This window comes from Streptomyces niveiscabiei, from assembly GCF_001419795.1.
In the GTDB taxonomy this organism is placed as follows: domain Bacteria; phylum Actinomycetota; class Actinomycetes; order Streptomycetales; family Streptomycetaceae; genus Streptomyces; species Streptomyces niveiscabiei.
The window spans coordinates 1-17,511 of sequence record NZ_LIRL01000312.1; the positions used below are offsets into that span (position 1 = coordinate 1).

15 protein-coding genes are annotated in these 17,511 nt (G+C 70.4%); 12 read left to right on the top strand and 3 right to left on the bottom strand.

Annotated elements, in window-relative coordinates; genetic code table 11:
* Positions 1-240: 240 nt before the first annotated feature.
* A complete protein-coding gene (locus tag AOK24_RS16230) occupies positions 241-684 on the bottom strand; it encodes an SRPBCC family protein (protein WP_055720790.1) in 444 nt (147 codons plus the stop codon).
* A 156-nt stretch (positions 685-840) separates the two neighbouring features.
* On the opposite strand from AOK24_RS16230, the gene AOK24_RS16235 reads away from it, so the two are divergent.
* The 3 genes from AOK24_RS16235 to AOK24_RS16245 all read left to right on the top strand — a co-directional run bounded on the left by AOK24_RS16235 (position 841) and on the right by AOK24_RS16245 (position 4,233).
* On the top strand, positions 841-1,887 hold the full coding sequence (locus AOK24_RS16235; protein ID WP_055720791.1) for an Rv2578c family radical SAM protein: 1,047 nt from the start codon (positions 841-843) through the stop codon (positions 1,885-1,887).
* Positions 1,888-2,008: 121 nt separating this feature from the next.
* On the top strand, positions 2,009-3,571 hold the full coding sequence (locus tag AOK24_RS16240; protein WP_055720792.1) for an alpha/beta hydrolase: 1,563 nt from the start codon (positions 2,009-2,011) through the stop codon (positions 3,569-3,571).
* A 161-nt stretch (positions 3,572-3,732) separates the two neighbouring features.
* Positions 3,733-4,233 (top strand): GNAT family N-acetyltransferase, encoded by a 501-nt coding sequence (locus tag AOK24_RS16245; RefSeq protein WP_107103972.1) that lies wholly within the window; start codon positions 3,733-3,735, stop codon positions 4,231-4,233.
* 42 nt (positions 4,234-4,275) lie between these two features.
* Here AOK24_RS16245 and AOK24_RS16250 read toward each other — a convergent pair whose 3' ends face one another.
* The gene (locus AOK24_RS16250) at positions 4,276-4,851 is read right to left on the bottom strand and encodes an adenylosuccinate lyase (protein WP_055720793.1); all 576 of its coding nucleotides are present in this window, start codon (positions 4,849-4,851) and stop codon (positions 4,276-4,278) included.
* Between the two features lie 388 nt (positions 4,852-5,239).
* On the opposite strand from AOK24_RS16250, the gene AOK24_RS16255 reads away from it, so the two are divergent.
* From AOK24_RS16255 to pssA, 9 genes are all read left to right on the top strand, one after another.
* On the top strand, positions 5,240-7,060 hold the full coding sequence (locus AOK24_RS16255; protein WP_055720794.1) for a 3-hydroxyacyl-CoA dehydrogenase family protein: 1,821 nt from the start codon (positions 5,240-5,242) through the stop codon (positions 7,058-7,060).
* Between the two features lie 103 nt (positions 7,061-7,163).
* Positions 7,164-7,988, top strand: a complete 825-nt coding sequence (locus AOK24_RS16260; RefSeq protein WP_055720803.1) for a TetR family transcriptional regulator — start codon at positions 7,164-7,166, stop codon at positions 7,986-7,988.
* A 379-nt stretch (positions 7,989-8,367) separates the two neighbouring features.
* Positions 8,368-9,705 carry a crotonyl-CoA carboxylase/reductase gene (gene ccrA / locus AOK24_RS16265; RefSeq protein ID WP_193555105.1) on the top strand — a complete coding sequence of 446 codons (1,338 nt, stop codon included), beginning with the start codon at positions 8,368-8,370 and terminating at the stop codon, positions 9,703-9,705.
* A 9-nt stretch (positions 9,706-9,714) separates the two neighbouring features.
* Positions 9,715-11,766, top strand: a complete 2,052-nt coding sequence (locus AOK24_RS16270; protein WP_055720796.1) for a protein meaA — start codon at positions 9,715-9,717, stop codon at positions 11,764-11,766.
* Positions 11,763-12,722, top strand: coding sequence for an HpcH/HpaI aldolase/citrate lyase family protein (locus AOK24_RS16275; protein ID WP_055720797.1), 960 nt, complete (start codon positions 11,763-11,765; stop codon positions 12,720-12,722). The genes AOK24_RS16270 and AOK24_RS16275 overlap by 4 nt, the downstream gene beginning before the upstream one ends.
* A gap of 5 nt (positions 12,723-12,727) precedes the next feature.
* Positions 12,728-13,234, top strand: a complete 507-nt coding sequence (locus tag AOK24_RS16280) for a MaoC family dehydratase (RefSeq protein ID WP_055720798.1) — start codon at positions 12,728-12,730, stop codon at positions 13,232-13,234.
* Between the two features lie 8 nt (positions 13,235-13,242).
* The gene (locus AOK24_RS16285; RefSeq protein ID WP_055720799.1) at positions 13,243-14,457 is read left to right on the top strand and encodes an acyl-CoA dehydrogenase family protein; all 1,215 of its coding nucleotides are present in this window, start codon (positions 13,243-13,245) and stop codon (positions 14,455-14,457) included.
* Positions 14,458-14,628: 171 nt separating this feature from the next.
* A complete protein-coding gene (locus tag AOK24_RS16290; protein WP_055720800.1) occupies positions 14,629-15,285 on the top strand; it encodes a phosphatidylserine decarboxylase in 657 nt (218 codons plus the stop codon).
* Positions 15,272-16,126, top strand: coding sequence for a CDP-diacylglycerol--serine O-phosphatidyltransferase (gene pssA, locus AOK24_RS16295; RefSeq protein ID WP_223786390.1), 855 nt, complete (start codon positions 15,272-15,274; stop codon positions 16,124-16,126). The genes AOK24_RS16290 and pssA overlap by 14 nt, the downstream gene beginning before the upstream one ends.
* A 115-nt stretch (positions 16,127-16,241) precedes the next feature.
* Here the strand turns inward: pssA and AOK24_RS16300 are convergent, their stop codons facing one another.
* Entirely contained in the window at positions 16,242-17,378 is a 1,137-nt protein-coding gene (locus AOK24_RS16300; RefSeq protein ID WP_055720801.1) for a glycerate kinase, read from the bottom strand.
* Positions 17,379-17,511: the final 133 nt, after the last annotated feature.

Here is a 17,511-nt window from a genome sequence, read left to right on the forward strand (position 1 = left end):
GGTGGGGGCGCGGCGGCCGGCGGGGTCGTCGCGACCGCCGGCTCCTCCTGCACCAGGGTGATCCCGCCCACGTACCGCTCCCCTCGTCGCACTTGCCACACAATTCCCGCGTAAAGCGACAACTCCTGGCAAGCGCGACGAGTTACGGCGCCGACCGGGTTCGAGGGAACAACCACTCGAACCGGTGAATTCGATCAACGGCCGGGGCTCGGGCGGAACCTGTCCGCCGGGCCGGGCGTTCTACTTCTCCACCTCGGCGGCGAGGTTGGCGAGCAGCGCGTCGTAGATCCGGGCGAGGCCCTTGGGGGCGAAGGTCTTCTCGAAGAAGCCGCCGATGCCGCCGGCGCCCTGCCAGGTCGTGGTGACGACGACGCGCGCCCTGCCCTCGCCGGCGGGCGTGACGCGCCAGACGGTGACCATGGAGGAGTTGCGGTCCTTCTCGACGAGCTCGCCGTCGGTGGGCTCGGTGACCTCCAGGAGGCAGTCGCGCACGCGCTTCTTGGTCGCCTGGAGCTTCCAGTGCACGAGCGTGCCCTCGCCGTCGCCGCCCTCGCGCACCTCGAACTCGCTGAACTGTTCGGGCATCAGCTTCGCGCGAGGGCCGCTGTAGTCGGCGAGCGTGTCGAACACCGTCTCCGGGTCCGCCGCGACGACGCGCTCGGTGGTGGCCTCGACCTGCGCCATGAGTTCCTCCAGGGCCTGTTTCTCGGGGTCGGGGCAAGCCAACCACCCCGCCGGGCGGCCACCCAAATCGGGGGTCCCAAAGCGATCGGAAACGGCACGCGCACGATCATGGGAACATGTGTTCTATTCTGTGGCCAGTGCTACCGAGGAGGCGTCATGCGCTGGCAGAACCTCACCCAGGAGCCCGGCGAGCACGGCCGGGCGGCCGACCCCGCCCTGTTCGGCGCGGACGCGGTGACCACCCGTACCTTCGACACGCCCGAGTTCCGCGGAATGACGTTCCACGAGGTCCGGGCCCGCTCGGTCCTGAACCGGGTGCCGGGCGCCTCGCGCATGCCGTTCGAATGGACGGTGAACCCCTACCGGGGTTGTTCGCACGCGTGCGTGTACTGCTTCGCGCGCCGCACGCACAGCTATCTGGACCTCGACACGGGCATCGGCTTCGACACGCAGATCGTCGTCAAGGTGAACGCCCCCGAGGTGCTGCGCCGCGAACTCGCCTCCCCGCGCTGGCAGGGCGAGCACATCGCGATGGGCACGAACGTTGACTGCTATCAACGTGCAGAGGGCCGCTATCAACTGATGCCGGGCATATTGACCGCACTTCGGGAGCGCGCGAACCCGTTCTCGATCCTCACCAAGGGGACGCTGATCCTGCGCGACCTCGACCTGCTGCGGCGGGCCGCCGAGGTGACCGACGTCGGCGTCTCCGTGTCGGTCGGCTTCCTCGACGAGGAGCTGTGGCGCACGGTGGAGCCGGGCACCCCGGCCCCGGGGCGGCGCCTGGACGTCGTCCGCGCGCTCGCCGACGCCGGGCTCGGGTGCGGCGTCCTGATGGCTCCCGTGATCCCGTTCCTCGGCGACCACCCCGATCAGCTGCGCGCCACCGTGCGCGCGATCGCCGCCGCCGGAGCGACGTCCGTGACGCCGCTGACGCTGCATCTGCGGCCCGGCGCGCGCGAGTGGTTCATGGCCTGGCTGGCGCACCACCACCCGCGTCTGACGTCCCGTTACGACCGGCTGTACGCGGACGGCGCCTACGCCCCGACCTGGTACCAGCGCCGGATCACCCGTCAGGTCCACGAACTGGCGCGGGAGTACGGCATCGGCCCCACGCGCGCGGGGATGCCGCGCAGGACTCTCACGCCCGCGCAGGCGGAGGAGCCGGAACCGGCGGGTCCGGTCCAGCTGACCCTGCTCTGAGCACGTCCGGAACATCCGATCGGGTCAACTATCGGCGGAACAGGTTCTTCCGCCCCCGCTTCCCGGGACCATGCCGCCGGGGCCGTCGACCCACACGGTCCCGGCAGTCCTGGGAGGCTCCATGAGAAAACGCGCAGCCGTACTGTGCGGTGCCGCCGCCGTCGTGGCCGCGACGCTCACCGCCGCGCCCGTAGAGGCCGCTCCGGTGCAGCACACCGAGAAGCTCGCCTGGAAGAGCTGCGGTACGACCGACCACCCGACGCTCCAGTGCGCCTCCCTGAAGGTGCCGCTCGACCACGACAACCCGCGCGGGCAGCGGATCAGCCTCGCGCTGACCCGCGTCCCGCACACCGCCAAGACCTACCAGGGCCCCCTGCTGGTCAACCCCGGCGGTCCCGGCGGCAGCGGCCTGTCCCTCGCCGGGTTCGTCGCCTCGACGCTCCCGAAGAACGTCGCCGCGCAGTACGACGTCATCGGCTTCGACCCGCGCGGGGTCGGCAAGTCCACGCCCGCGCTGGACTGCAAGCCGGGCCACTTCGACCCCGTGCGCCCCGACTCGGTGCCCGTCACCGAGGCGATCGAACGGGCCAACCTCGCGCGCGTGCAGTCGTTCGCGAAAGCCTGCGGCACGAAGTACGCCAAGCTCCTGCCGTACATCGACACCGTCAGCGCGGTGCGCGACATGGACGCCATCCGCACGGCCGTGGGCGCGCACCGGATCAACTACTTCGGCTACTCGTACGGCACGTACCTGGGCGCCGTCTACGCGAAGCTCTACCCGGAGCGCGTGCGCCGCCTGGTGCTCGACTCGATCGTCGACCCCTCGGGTGTCTGGTACGACGACAACCTCTCCCAGGACGTCGCCTTCAACGACCGCCACCGCGCGCTGATGGCGTGGATCGCGAAGTACGACGCCACCTACCACCTCGGCACCGACCCCGAGAAGGTCGAGACGAAGTGGTACGCCATGCGCGCGTCCCTCGCGAAGAAGCCGGCCGGCGGCAAGGTCGGCGCCTCCGAGCTGGAGGACACGTTCCTGCCGGGCGGGTACTTCAACGGCTACTGGCCCTACCTCGCCGAGGCGTTCGCCGCGTACGTGAACACCCAGGACGCCGATCCGCTGGTCGAGGCGTACGAGAAGTTCGGCGCGGTCGACGCATCCGGGGACAACGGGTTCAGCGTCTACAGCTCGGTGCAGTGCCGGGACGCCGCCTGGCCGCGCGACTGGGAGCAGTGGCGGGTCGACAACTGGGCGACGTACGAGAAGGCGCCCTTCATGACCTGGAACAACGCCTGGTACAACGCGGCGTGCGCGTTCTGGCCGACGAAGTCGCTCCGTCCGGTGAACGTCGCCAACCACAAGCTGCCGCCGGTCCTGCTGTTCCAGGCGACCAACGACGCCGCGACCCCGTACGAGGGCGGCGCCCTCACGCACGCGCTGCTGCGCGGCTCCAGCCTCGTCGTCGAGGAGGGCGGCGGCAACCACGGCATCACCCTCAGCGGCAACGCGTGCCTCGACAAGCACCTCGCCGCGTACCTCACGGACGGCACGGTCCCACGCGCCGACGGCCCCGTCGACGCGGTGTGCAAGGCCCTGCCGGACCCCAAGCCGCTCACCAGCAAGGTCGCGGCGCCTTCGGCGCACGGCACCGCGCTGCACGGGCTGCTGGGGTTCAGGGGCTGAGACAGGGTTCGTCGAACCGAGGGGCCGGGGGCGTTGTCAGACCCGTGATCCATGATGGGTGCATGAGCGATCTGACCCGCACCCCGGCCCCTGACGGCGTCGCCCCCGCCTCGCAGTACAGCCACGTGGCCGGCGCGGGCGACCCGCTCCCGGTCCGCCCCATGGTCCTCGCCGACTGTCCCCGCGTCGCCGAGATCCGCGTGCGCGGCTGGCAGACCGCCTACCGGGGCCTCGTCCCCCAGCCCTACCTCGACGCCCTCTCCGTCCCCGAGGACACCGACCGCCGCCGCGCCCACTTCGCGAACGCCGGCGAGAACGTGGTCAACCTCGTCGCCGAGCGCGCCGGCACGGTCGTCGGCTGGGCGTGTCACGGCCCGTACCGGGACGGTGAACTCCTCACGGACGACGCGGAGTTGTACGCCCTGTACGTGGACGCGGCCTCCTTCGGCACCGGCGTCGGACACGCGCTCCTCCAGGAGACGCGCCGGCAACTCGCCGCGCGGGGGTGCGAGCGGCTGTACCTGTGGGTCCTCAAGGACAACGCCCGCGCACGCCGGTTCTACGAGCGCGCGGGGCTCGCTCCCGACGGCACGGAGGAACCGTTCGAGGTGGCCGGGGTGGAGGTGCCGGAGGTGCGGTACGTGGGGGAGGTGGGCGGCTGACCACCTGTCAGGACGTCACACGCCACCCGCGCCGCACCCACCTCACCGGCGCCGAACCGGAATCCTCCGCAGTGCCCGCGCCCCGGCCTCCGCCAGCGCCGGATGGGCCAGGGTCTCCTCCAGCACCGGCCGCGCGCGGGGATCGCGGAGCGCGCCGAGGCCCTCGATGCAGGCCAGTGCCACGCGGCGGTACGGGTCGTGGGGGGTGAGGCGGCGGCGGAGGGTCGTGATCAGGGCCGGAACCGACTCGGGGGCGGCGAGCGCGGCCAGGAGGCGGACCGGCTGGAGCGCGTAGGCGACGCGGAGTTCGTTGGTGGCGAGGGCCGCCGCCGCGCGGGCGGTGCGGGGATCGCCGAGGCGGGCGAGCGCGTGCGCGGCGGAGGCGCAGCGCGGGGGGTCGCGGTGGTTGAGGAGGAGGACGAGGGCCTCGAAGGCGCGCCGGTCCCCCGCGAGGCCGAGCCGGTACGCGGCCAGCTCCCGCGCCCACAGCGGCCGTCCGGGCTCGGTCAGCACCCCGGCCAGTTCGTCCACGCCGGCCGCCGCGAGCCGCTCGAAGGGCTCGCCCCCGCCCGACTCCCGGCGTAAGCGCTCCGTGAGCGATCGCGACTCCTCGTCCATGATTCAGAGCGTAGGCGGGGTGCGACCAGGAGGGGAACGGGTTCGCGAAGTCCGCCGCATCCAGGGGCTGGCGCGCTCGTTACTCACGGGTTAAGCTCAGACGAGCGGGACACCCTCCCGCGTACCTCCTCATGGCGGCCTGGTGACGCAGCCGCCGTGGGAAGCACGACCCGGCTCCGGGACAGGGCCGGTCGGATCTCTCCGCCGTACGAGCCGGACAAGCCGTACGCATCGGTACGTCGGGCGTGTGCGCGCCCCAGCTCCACTCCGTCGGCCACCGGGCGTGTGCGCTCGCAGCCCGGCAGCACCCGCAGCCTTTCGCGCCCCGCGCGCCCCCTCGGCGCACCCGGCGCTCTCCCAGTCGTCACCACTTCTCTGGAGTCCCTCGATGGCCACTCCCCTGTCCCCCTCCACCCAGCAGACCCCGCTGCCCCAGCAGGCCCTGCGGACCGTCGCCGTCGTCGGTCTCGGCACGATGGGCACCGGCATCACCGAAGTCCTCGCCAAGGCCGGCCGCCGGGTGATCGGCATCGACATCAGCGCGGCGCAGGCGGCCCGCTGTGTCGCCGCCCTGGAGGCCTCCACCGCCCGCGCGGTGGCCCGCGGCCGGCTCACCGAGCGGCAGCGCGCGGACGCGCTCGCCCTGGTCCGTACGGGCACGGACCTGCGCGAGGCGGCCGACGCGGACCTGGTGATCGAGGTCGCGCCGGAGTCGTACGAGATCAAGCAGCAGATCTTCCGCGAACTGGACGGCGTCGTGCGCCCCGACACGATCCTCGCGACCGGTACGAACGCCCTGTCCGTGACCCGGCTCGCGGCCGAGTCCGCGCGCCCGGAGCGCGTGCTGGGCCTGCACTTCTTCAACCCGGCGCCCGCGATGAAGCTCGTCGAGGTCGTCTCGTCGGTGCTGACCGCCCCGCAGGCCGTCGCGACGGTCACCGAACTGGCCGTCGAACTCGGCAAGGAGCCGGTGGCCGTCGGCGACCGCCCCGGCTTCGCGGACGGCCTGCTGTTCGGCTACCTCAACCAGGCGGCGGCGATGTACGAGGCGCGCTACGCCTCCCGCGAGGACATCGACGCGGCGATGCGCCTGGGCTGCGGCCTCCCGATGGGCCCGCTCGCCCTCCTCGACCTGATCGGCGTCGACACCGCGCGCACCGTCCTGGACGCCATGTACGCCGCCTCCCACGACCGTCTGCACGCCCCCGCGCCGATCCTGCGCCAGCTCAGCGAGGCCGGGCTCACGGGCCGCAAGGCGGGGCGCGGCTTCTACACGTACGAGGCTCCCGGCAGCGCGACCGTCGTCCCCGACGCCCTCACCCCCCTCCCCGGCGCCTCCGGCGTCCCCGGCCGCCCCGTCAGGGCCGTGGGCGTCGCCGGGTCCGGGACCATGGCGTCCGGCATCGCGGAGGTGTTCGCGAAGGCCGGGTACGACGTCGTCCTGGCCGCCCGCAGCGAGGAGAAGGCCGTCGCCGCGAAGGCCCGGATCGGGAGGTCCCTCGCGCGGTCCGTCGACAAGGGGCGGCTCACTGCGGAGTCGGCCGCGCTGACCCTGGAGCGGATCACGCCGGCCGGGTCGTACGACGCGTTCGCGGACGTCGACCTCGCCGTCGAGGCGGTCGCGGAGGATCTCGCGGTCAAGCAGCAGTTGTTCGCGACGCTGGACAAGGTGTGCCGGCCGGGTGCGGTGCTGGCGACCACGACGTCGTCGTTGCCGGTGATCGCGTGCGCGCGGGCGACGTCGCGGCCCCAGGACGTCGTCGGGATGCACTTCTTCAATCCTGCACCGGCGATGAAGCTGGTCGAGGTGGTCCGTACAGTGTTGACGGCGGACGATACTCGATCAACTGTTGACGAGGTCTGTGCATCGATCAAGAAGCATCCCGTCAACTGTGGAGACCGTGCGGGGTTCATCGTGAATGCCCTGCTGTTCCCGTATCTCAACAACGCGATCAAGATGGTGCAGGAACACTACGCATCTCTTGACGACATTGACGCGGCGATGCGGCTCGGCGGCGGCTACCCGATGGGCCCCTTCGAACTCCTCGACGTCGTCGGCCTGGACGTCTCCCTCGCCATCGAGAAGGTCCTGCACCGCGAGTTCCGCGACCCCGGCCTCGCGCCGGCGCCGCTTCTGGAGCACCTGGTCGCCGCGGGCTGCCTCGGCCGCAAGACGGGCCGCGGCTTCCGCGAACATGCCAGGCGCTGACCCCTTCCTGGGGCGGGCGGACTGGGGCGGGCTGCTCGATTCCGCAGGCCGGGCGGACCCCGGACCTGCGCATCGGGCCGTACACATGCAGTACGTTCGGGGCATGTCCCAGCCCGCCAAGTCCTCCCGTACCCCCGCCTCGTCCGACGCGCCGGAGAGTGCCGCAGGCAGCCGTGCCGCCGCCCAGCGGCTCAAGATGCGCCGAGAACTGGCGGCAGCCGCGATGGAGCTGTTCGCGACGAAGGGCTACGAGGCGACCACCGTCGACGAGATCGCGGCGACGGCCGGGGTCGCGCGCCGTACGTTCTTCCGCCACTTCCGTTCCAAGGAGGAGGCGATCTTCCCGGACCACGACGACACGCTGGTCCGCGCGGAGGCGGTGCTGAACGCCGCCCCGGCGCACGAGCACCCCCTCGACACCGTGTGCCGCGGCATCAAGGAGGTCATGAAGATGTACGCGGCGCGGCCGGAGATCTCGGTCGCCCGCTACAAGCTGACGCGTGAGGTGCCCACCCTGCGCGAGGCGGAGATCGCCTCGGTGGCCCGCTACGAGCGGCTGTTCACGCGCTATCTGCTGGGCCACTTCGACGAGCACGCGCACGACGACGACGCGAACGACGACCCGCTGCTGGCCGAGGTCGCCGCGTCGGCGGTGGTCACCGCGCACAACCACGTGCTGCGGCGCTGGCTGCGCGCGGGCGGGCAGGGCGACGTGGAGGCGCAGTTGGACCACGCGTTCGCGATCGTGCGCCGTACGTTCGGCACGGGCATCGGCATCGGGCGGGCGGCGACGCCCCCCTCCCCCGCCGTACCGGCGCCCCCGGCGGCGCTCTCGGCGCAGGGCGAGGTCCTGGTGACGGTCGCCCGGACGGACGCGCCGCTGGACGAGGTCATGCGGGCGATCGAGCAGGCGCTCAAGGAACGCTGACCCGAGAACATCTCTGTGACGACGGCCACCCCCAGGGGTGGCCGTTTTGGCATGTCAGGGCACGTTTTCCCGCACCTCAGGACCCCCACTTGATCGATCATCGCTCACTTGTCAAGTAAAGAATTCACCTGAGCGCAATTCATGGCACTCAGTGCCTTGCCGAGTGACACGGGGTGTCATACCTTGAAGTCGTCCGGGTGGCCGGCGGACGGCGAACAGCCGTCCGCCGGTTGTCCCCGCGCACCACGTCGCCGCGCACCCGGACGCCTGCGTCACAGGCAACCTCCCGCGCCACAAAGCGCCGCCGCACACCAGAAGCCAGCACCCTCACCGCGCCCTTCCCTCAGGGGCGCACACCGCCGGAGGCAACACCGTGACCGTGAAGGACATCCTGGAGGCGATCCAGTCGCCGGAGAGCACATCCGCCGACTTCGCCGCCCTCCCGCTGCCCGAGTCGTACCGCGCGATCACCGTGCACAAGGACGAGACGGAGATGTTCGCGGGGATGCGGACCCGCGACAAGGACCCGCGCAAGTCGCTGCACCTGGACGAGGTGCCCGTGCCCGAACTCGGCCCGGGCGAGGCCCTGGTGGCGGTCATGGCGTCGTCCGTGAACTACAACTCCGTGTGGACGTCGATCTTCGAGCCCCTGTCGACGTTCGGGTTCCTGGAGCGCTACGGCAAGGTCAGCGAGCTGACGAGGCGCCACGACCTGCCGTACCACGTCATCGGCTCCGACCTCGCGGGCGTCGTCCTGCGCACCGGGCCCGGCGTCAACGCGTGGCAGCCGGGTGACGAGGTCGTCGCGCACTGCCTGTCCGTCGAGCTGGAGTCGTCCGACGGCCACAACGACACGATGCTCGACCCGGAGCAGCGCATCTGGGGCTTCGAGACGAACTTCGGCGGCCTCGCGGAGATCGCGCTGGTCAAGTCGAACCAGCTGATGCCGAAGCCGGACCACCTGAGCTGGGAGGAGGCCGCCTCGCCCGGCCTCGTCAACTCGACGGCGTACCGGCAGCTCGTCTCGCGCAACGGCGCCGGGATGAAGCAGGGCGACAACGTCCTGATCTGGGGCGCGAGCGGCGGACTCGGCAGCTACGCCACGCAGTTCGCGCTGGCCGGCGGCGCCACGCCGATCTGTGTCGTCTCCAGCCCGCAGAAGGCGGAGATCTGCCGCCGGATGGGCGCGGAGGCGATCATCGACCGGACCGCCGAGGACTACAAGTTCTGGCAGGACGACCACACGCAGGACCCGCGCGAGTGGAAGCGCTTCGGCAAGCGCATCCGCGAGCTGACCGGCGGCGAGGACGTCGACATCGTCTTCGAGCACCCGGGCCGCGAGACGTTCGGCGCGTCGGTGTACGTCACCCGCAAGGGCGGCACGATCGTCACCTGCGCGTCCACGTCCGGCTACAACCACGAGTACGACAACCGGTACCTGTGGATGTCCCTCAAGCGGATCATCGGCTCGCACTTCGCGAACTACCGCGAGGCGTGGGAGGCCAACCGCCTGGTCGCCAAGGGAAAGATCCACCCGACGCTCTCCAAGGTGTACGCCCTCCAGGAGACCGGCCAGGCCGCGTACGACGTCCACCGCAACCTGCACCAGGGCAAGGTCGGCGTCCTGTGCCTGGCGCCCGAGGAGGGCCTGGGCGTGCGCGACCACGCCAAGCGCGAGCAGCACATCGACGCCATCAACCGCTTCCGGAACGTCTGAGGGCACCCGATGACAGAGCGCCAGAAGGACCGGCCGTGGCTCATGCGGACGTACGCCGGGCACTCCACCGCCGAGGCGTCCAACGAGCTGTACCGCCGCAACCTCGCCAAGGGCCAGACGGGTCTGTCGGTCGCCTTCGACCTGCCGACCCAGACCGGCTACGACCCCGACCACGTCCTCGCGCGCGGCGAGGTCGGCCGGGTGGGTGTGCCGGTGGCCCATCTCGGGGACATGCGGCGGCTGTTCCAGGACATCCCCCTGGAGCGCATGAACACCTCGATGACGATCAACGCGACCGCGATGTGGCTGCTGGCGCTCTATCAGGTCGTCGCGGAGGAGCAGGGCGCTGACCCCGAGCTGCTCCAGGGGACGACGCAGAACGACATCGTCAAGGAGTACCTCTCGCGGGGGACGCACGTCTTCCCGCCGGGTCCCTCGCTGCGGCTGACGACGGACATGATCTGTTACACGGTCAACCACATGCCGAAGTGGAACCCGATCAACATATGCAGCTATCACCTCCAGGAGGCGGGGGCGACGCCCGTCCAGGAGATCGCGTACGCGATGTCGACGGCGGTCGCCGTGCTGGACGCGGTCCGCGATTCGGGGCAGATCCCCGCCGAGCGTTTCGGTGACGTCGTCGGCCGGATCTCCTTCTTCGTCAACGCCGGCGTCCGCTTCATCGAGGAGATGTGCAAGATGCGCGCCTTCGGCCGCATCTGGGACCAGGTGACGCGCGAGCGGTACGGCATCGAGGACCCCAAGCAGCGCCGGTTCCGCTACGGCGTGCAGGTCAACTCGCTGGGGCTGACGGAGGCGCAGCCGGAGAACAACGTCCAGCGGATCGTGCTGGAGATGCTCGCGGTGACGCTGTCGAAGGACGCCCGCGCGCGGGCGGTGCAGCTGCCGGCGTGGAACGAGGCGCTGGGGCTGCCGAGGCCGTGGGACCAGCAGTGGTCGCTGCGGATCCAGCAGGTGCTGGCGCACGAGAGCGATCTGCTGGAGTACGAGGACATCTTCGCGGGGTCGCACGTCATCGAGAAGAAGGTGGACGCGCTGGTCGCGGACTCCCTCGCGGAGATGGCGCGGATCCAGGAGATGGGCGGCGCGATGGCCGCGGTGGAGTCGGGGTACCTGAAGTCGCAGCTGGTGGCGTCGCACGCGGAGCGCCGGGCACGTATTGAGTCCGGTCAAGAGTTGATCGTCGGCGTCAATGCGTTCAATACGACGGAGCCCAATCCACTCACCGCCGATCTCGATCAAGCCATCCAGACAGTCGATCCGGCTGTCGAGGAACGGGTCGTGGCGGCCGTCGAGGAGTGGCGCACCACCCGTCAGGAGTCGTCCGACCGGCAGGGCATGGGCGACCCCTTCCACTACCCGACGGTCCGCCAGGCCCTGGACCGCCTCAAGGAGGCCGCGCAGGGCACGGAGAACCTCATGGAGGCCACCCTGGAGTGCGCCCGCGCGGGCATCACGACCGGCGAGTGGGCGGGCGCCCTGCGCGAGGTGTTCGGCGAGTTCAGGGCGCCGACGGGCGTGTCGTCGGCGCCGGTCGCGGTTCCCGTGGAGGAGGGGTCGGCGCTGGCGGAGGTGCGCCGCAGGGTGGACGTCACCGCGCGGGACCTCGGCACCGGCAAGCTGCGTTTCCTGGTCGGCAAGCCGGGCCTGGACGGGCACTCCAACGGCGCCGAGCAGATCGCGGTGCGCGCGCGGGACGCCGGGTTCGAGGTGGTGTACCAGGGCATCCGGCTGACGCCGGAGCAGATCGTGGACGCGGCGCTCGCGGAGGACGTGCACGCGGTCGGCCTGTCGATCCTGTCCGGCTCGCACGCCCGCCTGGTCCCGGACGTCCTCGAACGGCTGCGTGTGGCCGGTGCCACAGACATCCCGGTGATCGCCGGTGGCATCATCCCCAGCGGTGACGCCGAAGAGCTGCGGGCCGCGGGTGTGGCCGCGGTCTTCACCCCGAAGGACTTCGACATCACCGGAATCATCGGCCGCATCGTCGACGAGATCCGCACAGCGAACCGGCTCGACCCCCTGGAGGTCCCCGCATGACCGTCAACCGTCTCCGTCCCCGCCGCTCCTGTCTCGCCGTGCCGGGCAGCAACCCGCGCTTCCTGGAGAAGGCTCAGGGCCTCCCGGCGGACCAGGTCTTCCTGGACCTGGAGGACGCGTGCGCGCCGCTCGCGAAGCCGGAGGCACGGCACACGATCGTCAAGTTCCTCAACGAGGGCGACTGGACGGGCAAGACGAGGGTCGTGCGCGTCAACGACTGGACGACCGAGTGGACGTACCGGGATGTCGTCACGGTCGTCGAGGGCGCCGGCCCGAACCTCGACTGCGTCATGCTGCCGAAGGTGCAGAACGCGCAGCAGATCGTGGCGCTCGACCTTCTGTTGACGCAGATCGAGAAGACCATGGGATTCGAGGTCGGGCGCATCGGTATTGAGGCGCAGATCGAGAATGCACAGGGACTCAACAACGTCAATGAAATCGCCCAGGCCAGTCAACGTATTGAGACGATCATCTTCGGTCCGGCCGATTTCATGGCGTCGATCAACATGAAGTCCCTCGTCGTCGGCGAACAGCCCCCCGGCTACCCCGCGGACGCCTATCACTACATCCTCATGAAGATCCTGATGGCCGCCCGCGCGAACGACCTCCAGGCGATCGACGGCCCCTACCTCCAGATCCGCAACGTCGACGGCTACCGCGAGGTCGCCCGGCGTGCCGCAGCGCTCGGCTTCGACGGCAAGTGGGTGCTGCACCCGGGCCAGGTCGAGGCGTCCAACGAGATCTTCTCGCCGTCGCAGGAGGACTACGACCACGCGGAACTGATCCTGGACGCGTACGAGTACTACACGTCCGAGGCGGGCGGGAAGAAGGGTTCGGCGATGCTCGGCGACGAGATGATCGACGAGGCGAGCCGCAAGATGGCGCTGGTCGTCTCCGGCAAGGGCAGGGCGGCCGGCATGACCCGGACGTCGAAGTTCGAGATCCCGGAGGCGTGAGACAGATGCAGTTCGGGCGCACCTACGAGGAGTTCGAGGTCGGCGCGGTGTACAAGCACTGGCCCGGCAAGACGGTCACCGAGTACGACGACCACCTCTTCTGCCTCCTCACGATGAACCACCACCCGCTCCACCTGGACGCCAACTACGCCGGGAACACGACGGACTTCGGCAAGAACGTGGTGGTGGGGAACTACATCTACTCGCTGCTGCTCGGCATGTCCGTCCCGGACGTCTCGGGCAAGGCGATCGCCAACCTGGAGATCGAGTCGCTGAAGCACGTGGCGCCGACCTTCCACGGCGACACGATCTACGGGCAGACGACGGTGCTGGACAAGTGGCCGTCGAAGTCGAAGGACGACCGCGGGATCGTCCACGTCGAGACCAAGGGCTACAAGCAGGACGGCACGCTGGTGTGCGTGTTCCGGCGCAAGGTCATGGTTCCGACGGAGACGTACATCAAGGAGCGCGGCGGCGAGCAGCCCGGCCGCCCGGAACTTCAGGAAGGCTGACCCACGCCATGGCACGCCTCGCGCAGACCGCCGGCCTCACGGACGTACAGACCGAAATCCTGTCCACGGTAAGGGACTTCGTCGACAAGGAGATCATCCCGGTCGCCACCGAGCTGGAGCACCGGGACGAGTATCCGCAGCAGATCGTGGACGGCCTCAAGGAGTTGGGCCTGTTCGGGCTGATGATCCCGGAGGAGTACGGCGGTCTGGGCGAGTCGCTGCTGACGTACGCGCTGTGCGTGGAGGAGATCGCGCGCGGCTGGATGTCGGTGTCCGGGATCGTCAACACGCACTTCATCGTGGCGTACATGCTCAAGCAGCACGGCACGCAGGAGCAGAAGGAGTACTTCCTGCCGCGGATGGCGGCCGGGGACGTCAGGGGCGCGTTCTCGATGTCGGAGCCGGGGCTCGGTTCGGACGTGTCGGCGATCACGTCGAAAGCGGTCAGAGACGGTGACGATTTCGTCCTGAACGGCCAGAAGATGTGGCTGACGAACGGCGGTACGTCGTCTCTGGTGGCGGTTCTCGTGCGAAGTGACGAAGGACACGACCCGGCGACGGCGGCGGTCAAGCCGCATCAGGCGATGACGACGTTCCTGGTGGAGAAGGAGCCCGGGTTCGGGGAGGTGCGTCCCGGTCTGACGATCCCCGGGAAGATCGAGAAGATGGGGTACAAGGGCGTCGATACGACCGAGCTGGTCATGTCTGACCTGCGGGTTCCGGCGAACCGGGTGCTCGGCGGGGAGACCGGCCGAGGTTTTTACCAAATGATGGACGGCGTCGAGGTCGGCCGCGTGAACGTCGCGGCACGTGGCTGCGGCGTCGCCCAGCGTGCCTTCGAGCTCGGCGTCCAGTACGCCCAGCAACGTCACACCTTCGGCAAGCCGATCGCCCAGCACCAGGCGATCCAGTTCAAGCTCGCGGAGATGGCTACCAAGGTCGAGGCCGCCCATGCGATGATGGTCAATGCGGCACGCAAAAAGGACTCGGGTGAGCGAAACGACCTCGAGGCCGGGATGGCGAAGTACCTCGCCTCCGAGTACTGCAAGGAAGTGGTCGAGGACGCATTCCGGATCCACGGTGGCTACGGCTTCTCCAAGGAGTACGAGATCGAGCGCCTGTACCGCGAGGCCCCGATGCTCCTGATCGGTGAAGGCACCGCCGAGATCCAGAAAATGATCATCGGCCGAAGGTTGCTCGAAGAGTATCGATTCCAGGGCTAGATGTACCGGTTGGGGGTGTTTTCTTCGAGAAGAAGGTCACACCCCGTCAATCGCTCTCAGCCGTCGACTCGTCTTCCTGGCTTACCCAGTTGTGGTCGTGAACCGCTACGATCGCCGGAAAGCCGCCGTCCCCCGTTCAGAGCGCGGCATCATCCGCTACGAAGGTCATCCATGCCCCACAGCCAAACCTCTGCACCTCGCGACAGCCTCGCCGGCGTACGCCTTGCGCGCGGAGCATCGCCGTGGCTTCTCCCGACCGTCGCCACCGCAGCCGTCAGCCTGGTCCGCGCCCGCCGCTCGGGCGCCGCGAAGGCAGTCGCCGTACCCGCCACCGCGCTGGCGGCGGGCATGCTGTGGTTCTTCCGCGACCCCGAGCGCGAGATCGCCTCGGGCCGGGTCATCTCCCCCGCCGACGGCGTGGTGCAGAGCATCATGCCGTGGAAGGACGGGCGCACCCGGGTCGCGATCTTCATGAGCCCGCTCAACGTCCACGTCAACCGCGCGCCCCTCGCGGGCACGGTGACGTCCGTGGAGCACGTGCCGGGCGGTTTCGTCCCGGCGTTCAACAAGGAGAGCGAGAACAACGAGCGGGTGGTCTGGCACTTCGACACCGAGCTCGGTGACATCGAGATGATCCAGATCGCCGGTACGGTCGCCCGCCGCATCGTCCCCTACCTCCCCGAGGGCACGAAGGTCGAGCAGGGCGAGCGCATCGGACTCATCCGGTTCGGTTCGCGCGTGGACGTGTACCTCCCCGAAGGCATCGAGGTCGCCGTCGAGGTCGGGCAGAAGACCGTTGCGGGGGTGACTCGTCTTGACCGTGATTGACCCTGAGACGCAGACCGGCTGGGTGCCGGAGGCCGACGAAGAGGACGACGCGGAGGAGATGCCCCTCTCCCTGCGGCTGTCGATAGCGGACGCCCTCACGCTCGGCAACGCCACCTGCGGCTTCATGGCGGTGTACTTCACCACCACCGGCATCCTCATCCCGCACCTCACGGGCAGCCAGGAGAGCGGCATGGCGCGCAGCAGCGCGGCCACCGCCGTCATCCTGATGCTGTGCGCGGCGGTCTTCGACCTGTTCGACGGCCTCGTGGCCCGCAAGCTGCGCTCCTCGCCGATGGGCGCGGAGCTGGACAACCTCTCCGACCTGGTCAGCTTCGGCCTGGCCCCGGCGTACTTCGTCCTCGTCTACGGCATGGTCGCCAACGACGCGCACCAGCGGGTGGCGGCGGTCGGCGCGGTCGTCGTACTGCTCGCGGTGGTGCTGAGACTCGCCCGCTTCTCGTGCGTGACGCCCGCGAACGGGATGTTCCAGGGGATGCCGTCGCCGTTCGGCGCGCTCACGGTCGTCGCGATCGTGCTGCTGGAACTGCCGTTCGTGGCGACACTTCTGGCGATCGTCGGTACGGCCTGGCTGATGGTGAGCCGCGTCGAGTACCCGAAGCCGCGCGGACCGCTCGCGGGCGCCATGCTCTCGTGGATCGTCCTGTCGATGGGCATGCTCGCGGCGTGGGCGTTCGGCGCCCCCGGCGGCCAGCTCCTCCTCCAGACGGGCTGCGCGCTCCAGCTCGTCATGGGCGCGGTCATCCCACTGTTCGCCACGGCCCGCCGGGTGAACAACTTCCGCGACAACCGCCGCGAGGCGCGTACGGCGCAGCTGCCGTAACCGCTTGCTCTTCGTACGGCGCCGAAGCGCCCGGGACCGATGGGTTCCGGGCGCTTCGGCGTTCGCGGGGCACGCAAGCCCGTACGTCACATAAACCGACAGTCGTACGGTCCTCTCAGCCCAGCAGGTCCCGGCCGATCCGTTCCGCGACCTTCTCCAGGATCGGTCCGGCCTCCTCGATGCACCGCGCGACGTCCGGCTCGATCTCGGTGAGGGGGTACGCGCGGCGGATGCCGGCTCCCGCGAGGGCCTCCGGCGTCAGCGCCAGCCGGCCGCAGACGGCGACGACGTCCTTGCCGGCGGTACGGGCGGCTGCGGCGACGCCTGCTGGGGCCTTGCCGTGCAGGGTCTGGGTGTCGAGGGAACCCTCGCCGGTGATGACGAGGTCGGCGCGGGCCAGGGCGGGGGCGAAGCCGAGGACGTCGAGCATGATCTCGATGCCGGGGCGGAAGCGGGCGCCGAGCAGCAGCGCGCCGTAGCCGATGCCGCCGGCCGCTCCGGCGCCGGGCGCGAGCGCGTGTGCGGCGGCTGTCGGGCCCACGGCGGTCTCCAGGACCTTCGCGAAGTGGCCGAGGGCGGCGTCGAGGGCGGCGACGTCGTCCGGGGAGGCGCCCTTCTGCGGGCCGTACACGGCGGGGGCGCCGGTCGGGCCGGTGAGCGGGTTGTCGACGTCGCTGGCGAGGATCAGGTCGATGTCCCGCAGGCGGGCGTCCAGGCCGGTCAGGTCGGCTCGGGCGAGGTCCGCGAGGCCGCCTCCGCCGGGGGCGACGGGCTCGCCGTCCGCGTCCACGAAGCGGGCGCCCAGCGCCGAGAGCATGCCCGCGCCGCCGTCCGTCGTGGCGCTGCCGCCGACGCCGAAGACGATCGTGCGGGCGCCCGCGTCGAGCGCCGCGCGCAGGAGTTCGCCGGAGCCGTACGTGGACGCGGTCAGGGGGGCGAAGACGCCGCGCGGGAGCCGGTGCAGGCCGCTGGCCTCGGCCATCTCGACGACGGCGGTGTCACCGCGCAGGGCGAACGCGGCGGTGACCTCGTGGCCGAGGGGGCCCGCTACGCGTACGTCGTGGCGGTCGAAGCCGGCCGCGAGCGCCGCCGCGACGGTGCCGTCGCCGCCGTCCGCCACCGGCAGCGCCTCGACCGTCACGCCGGGGACGGCCTTGCGCAGGCCCGCCGTGACCCGTTCGGCGACCTCCACGGCCGTCAGCGAGCCCTTGAACTTGTCCGCCGCCACGAGGACGCGCCGTGCCTCCGCCACCTGTCTCCCATCGCCGGTGCGCTCCGGTGTCCCCGCACGTGGGGGCCGGTCACGCCGGAGTGACCTTAACCGGCAGAAGGGGGTGGCGTCATGCCTTGTTCGAGGCGTGGATGAGGGCCGGGGGCGGCTGTGG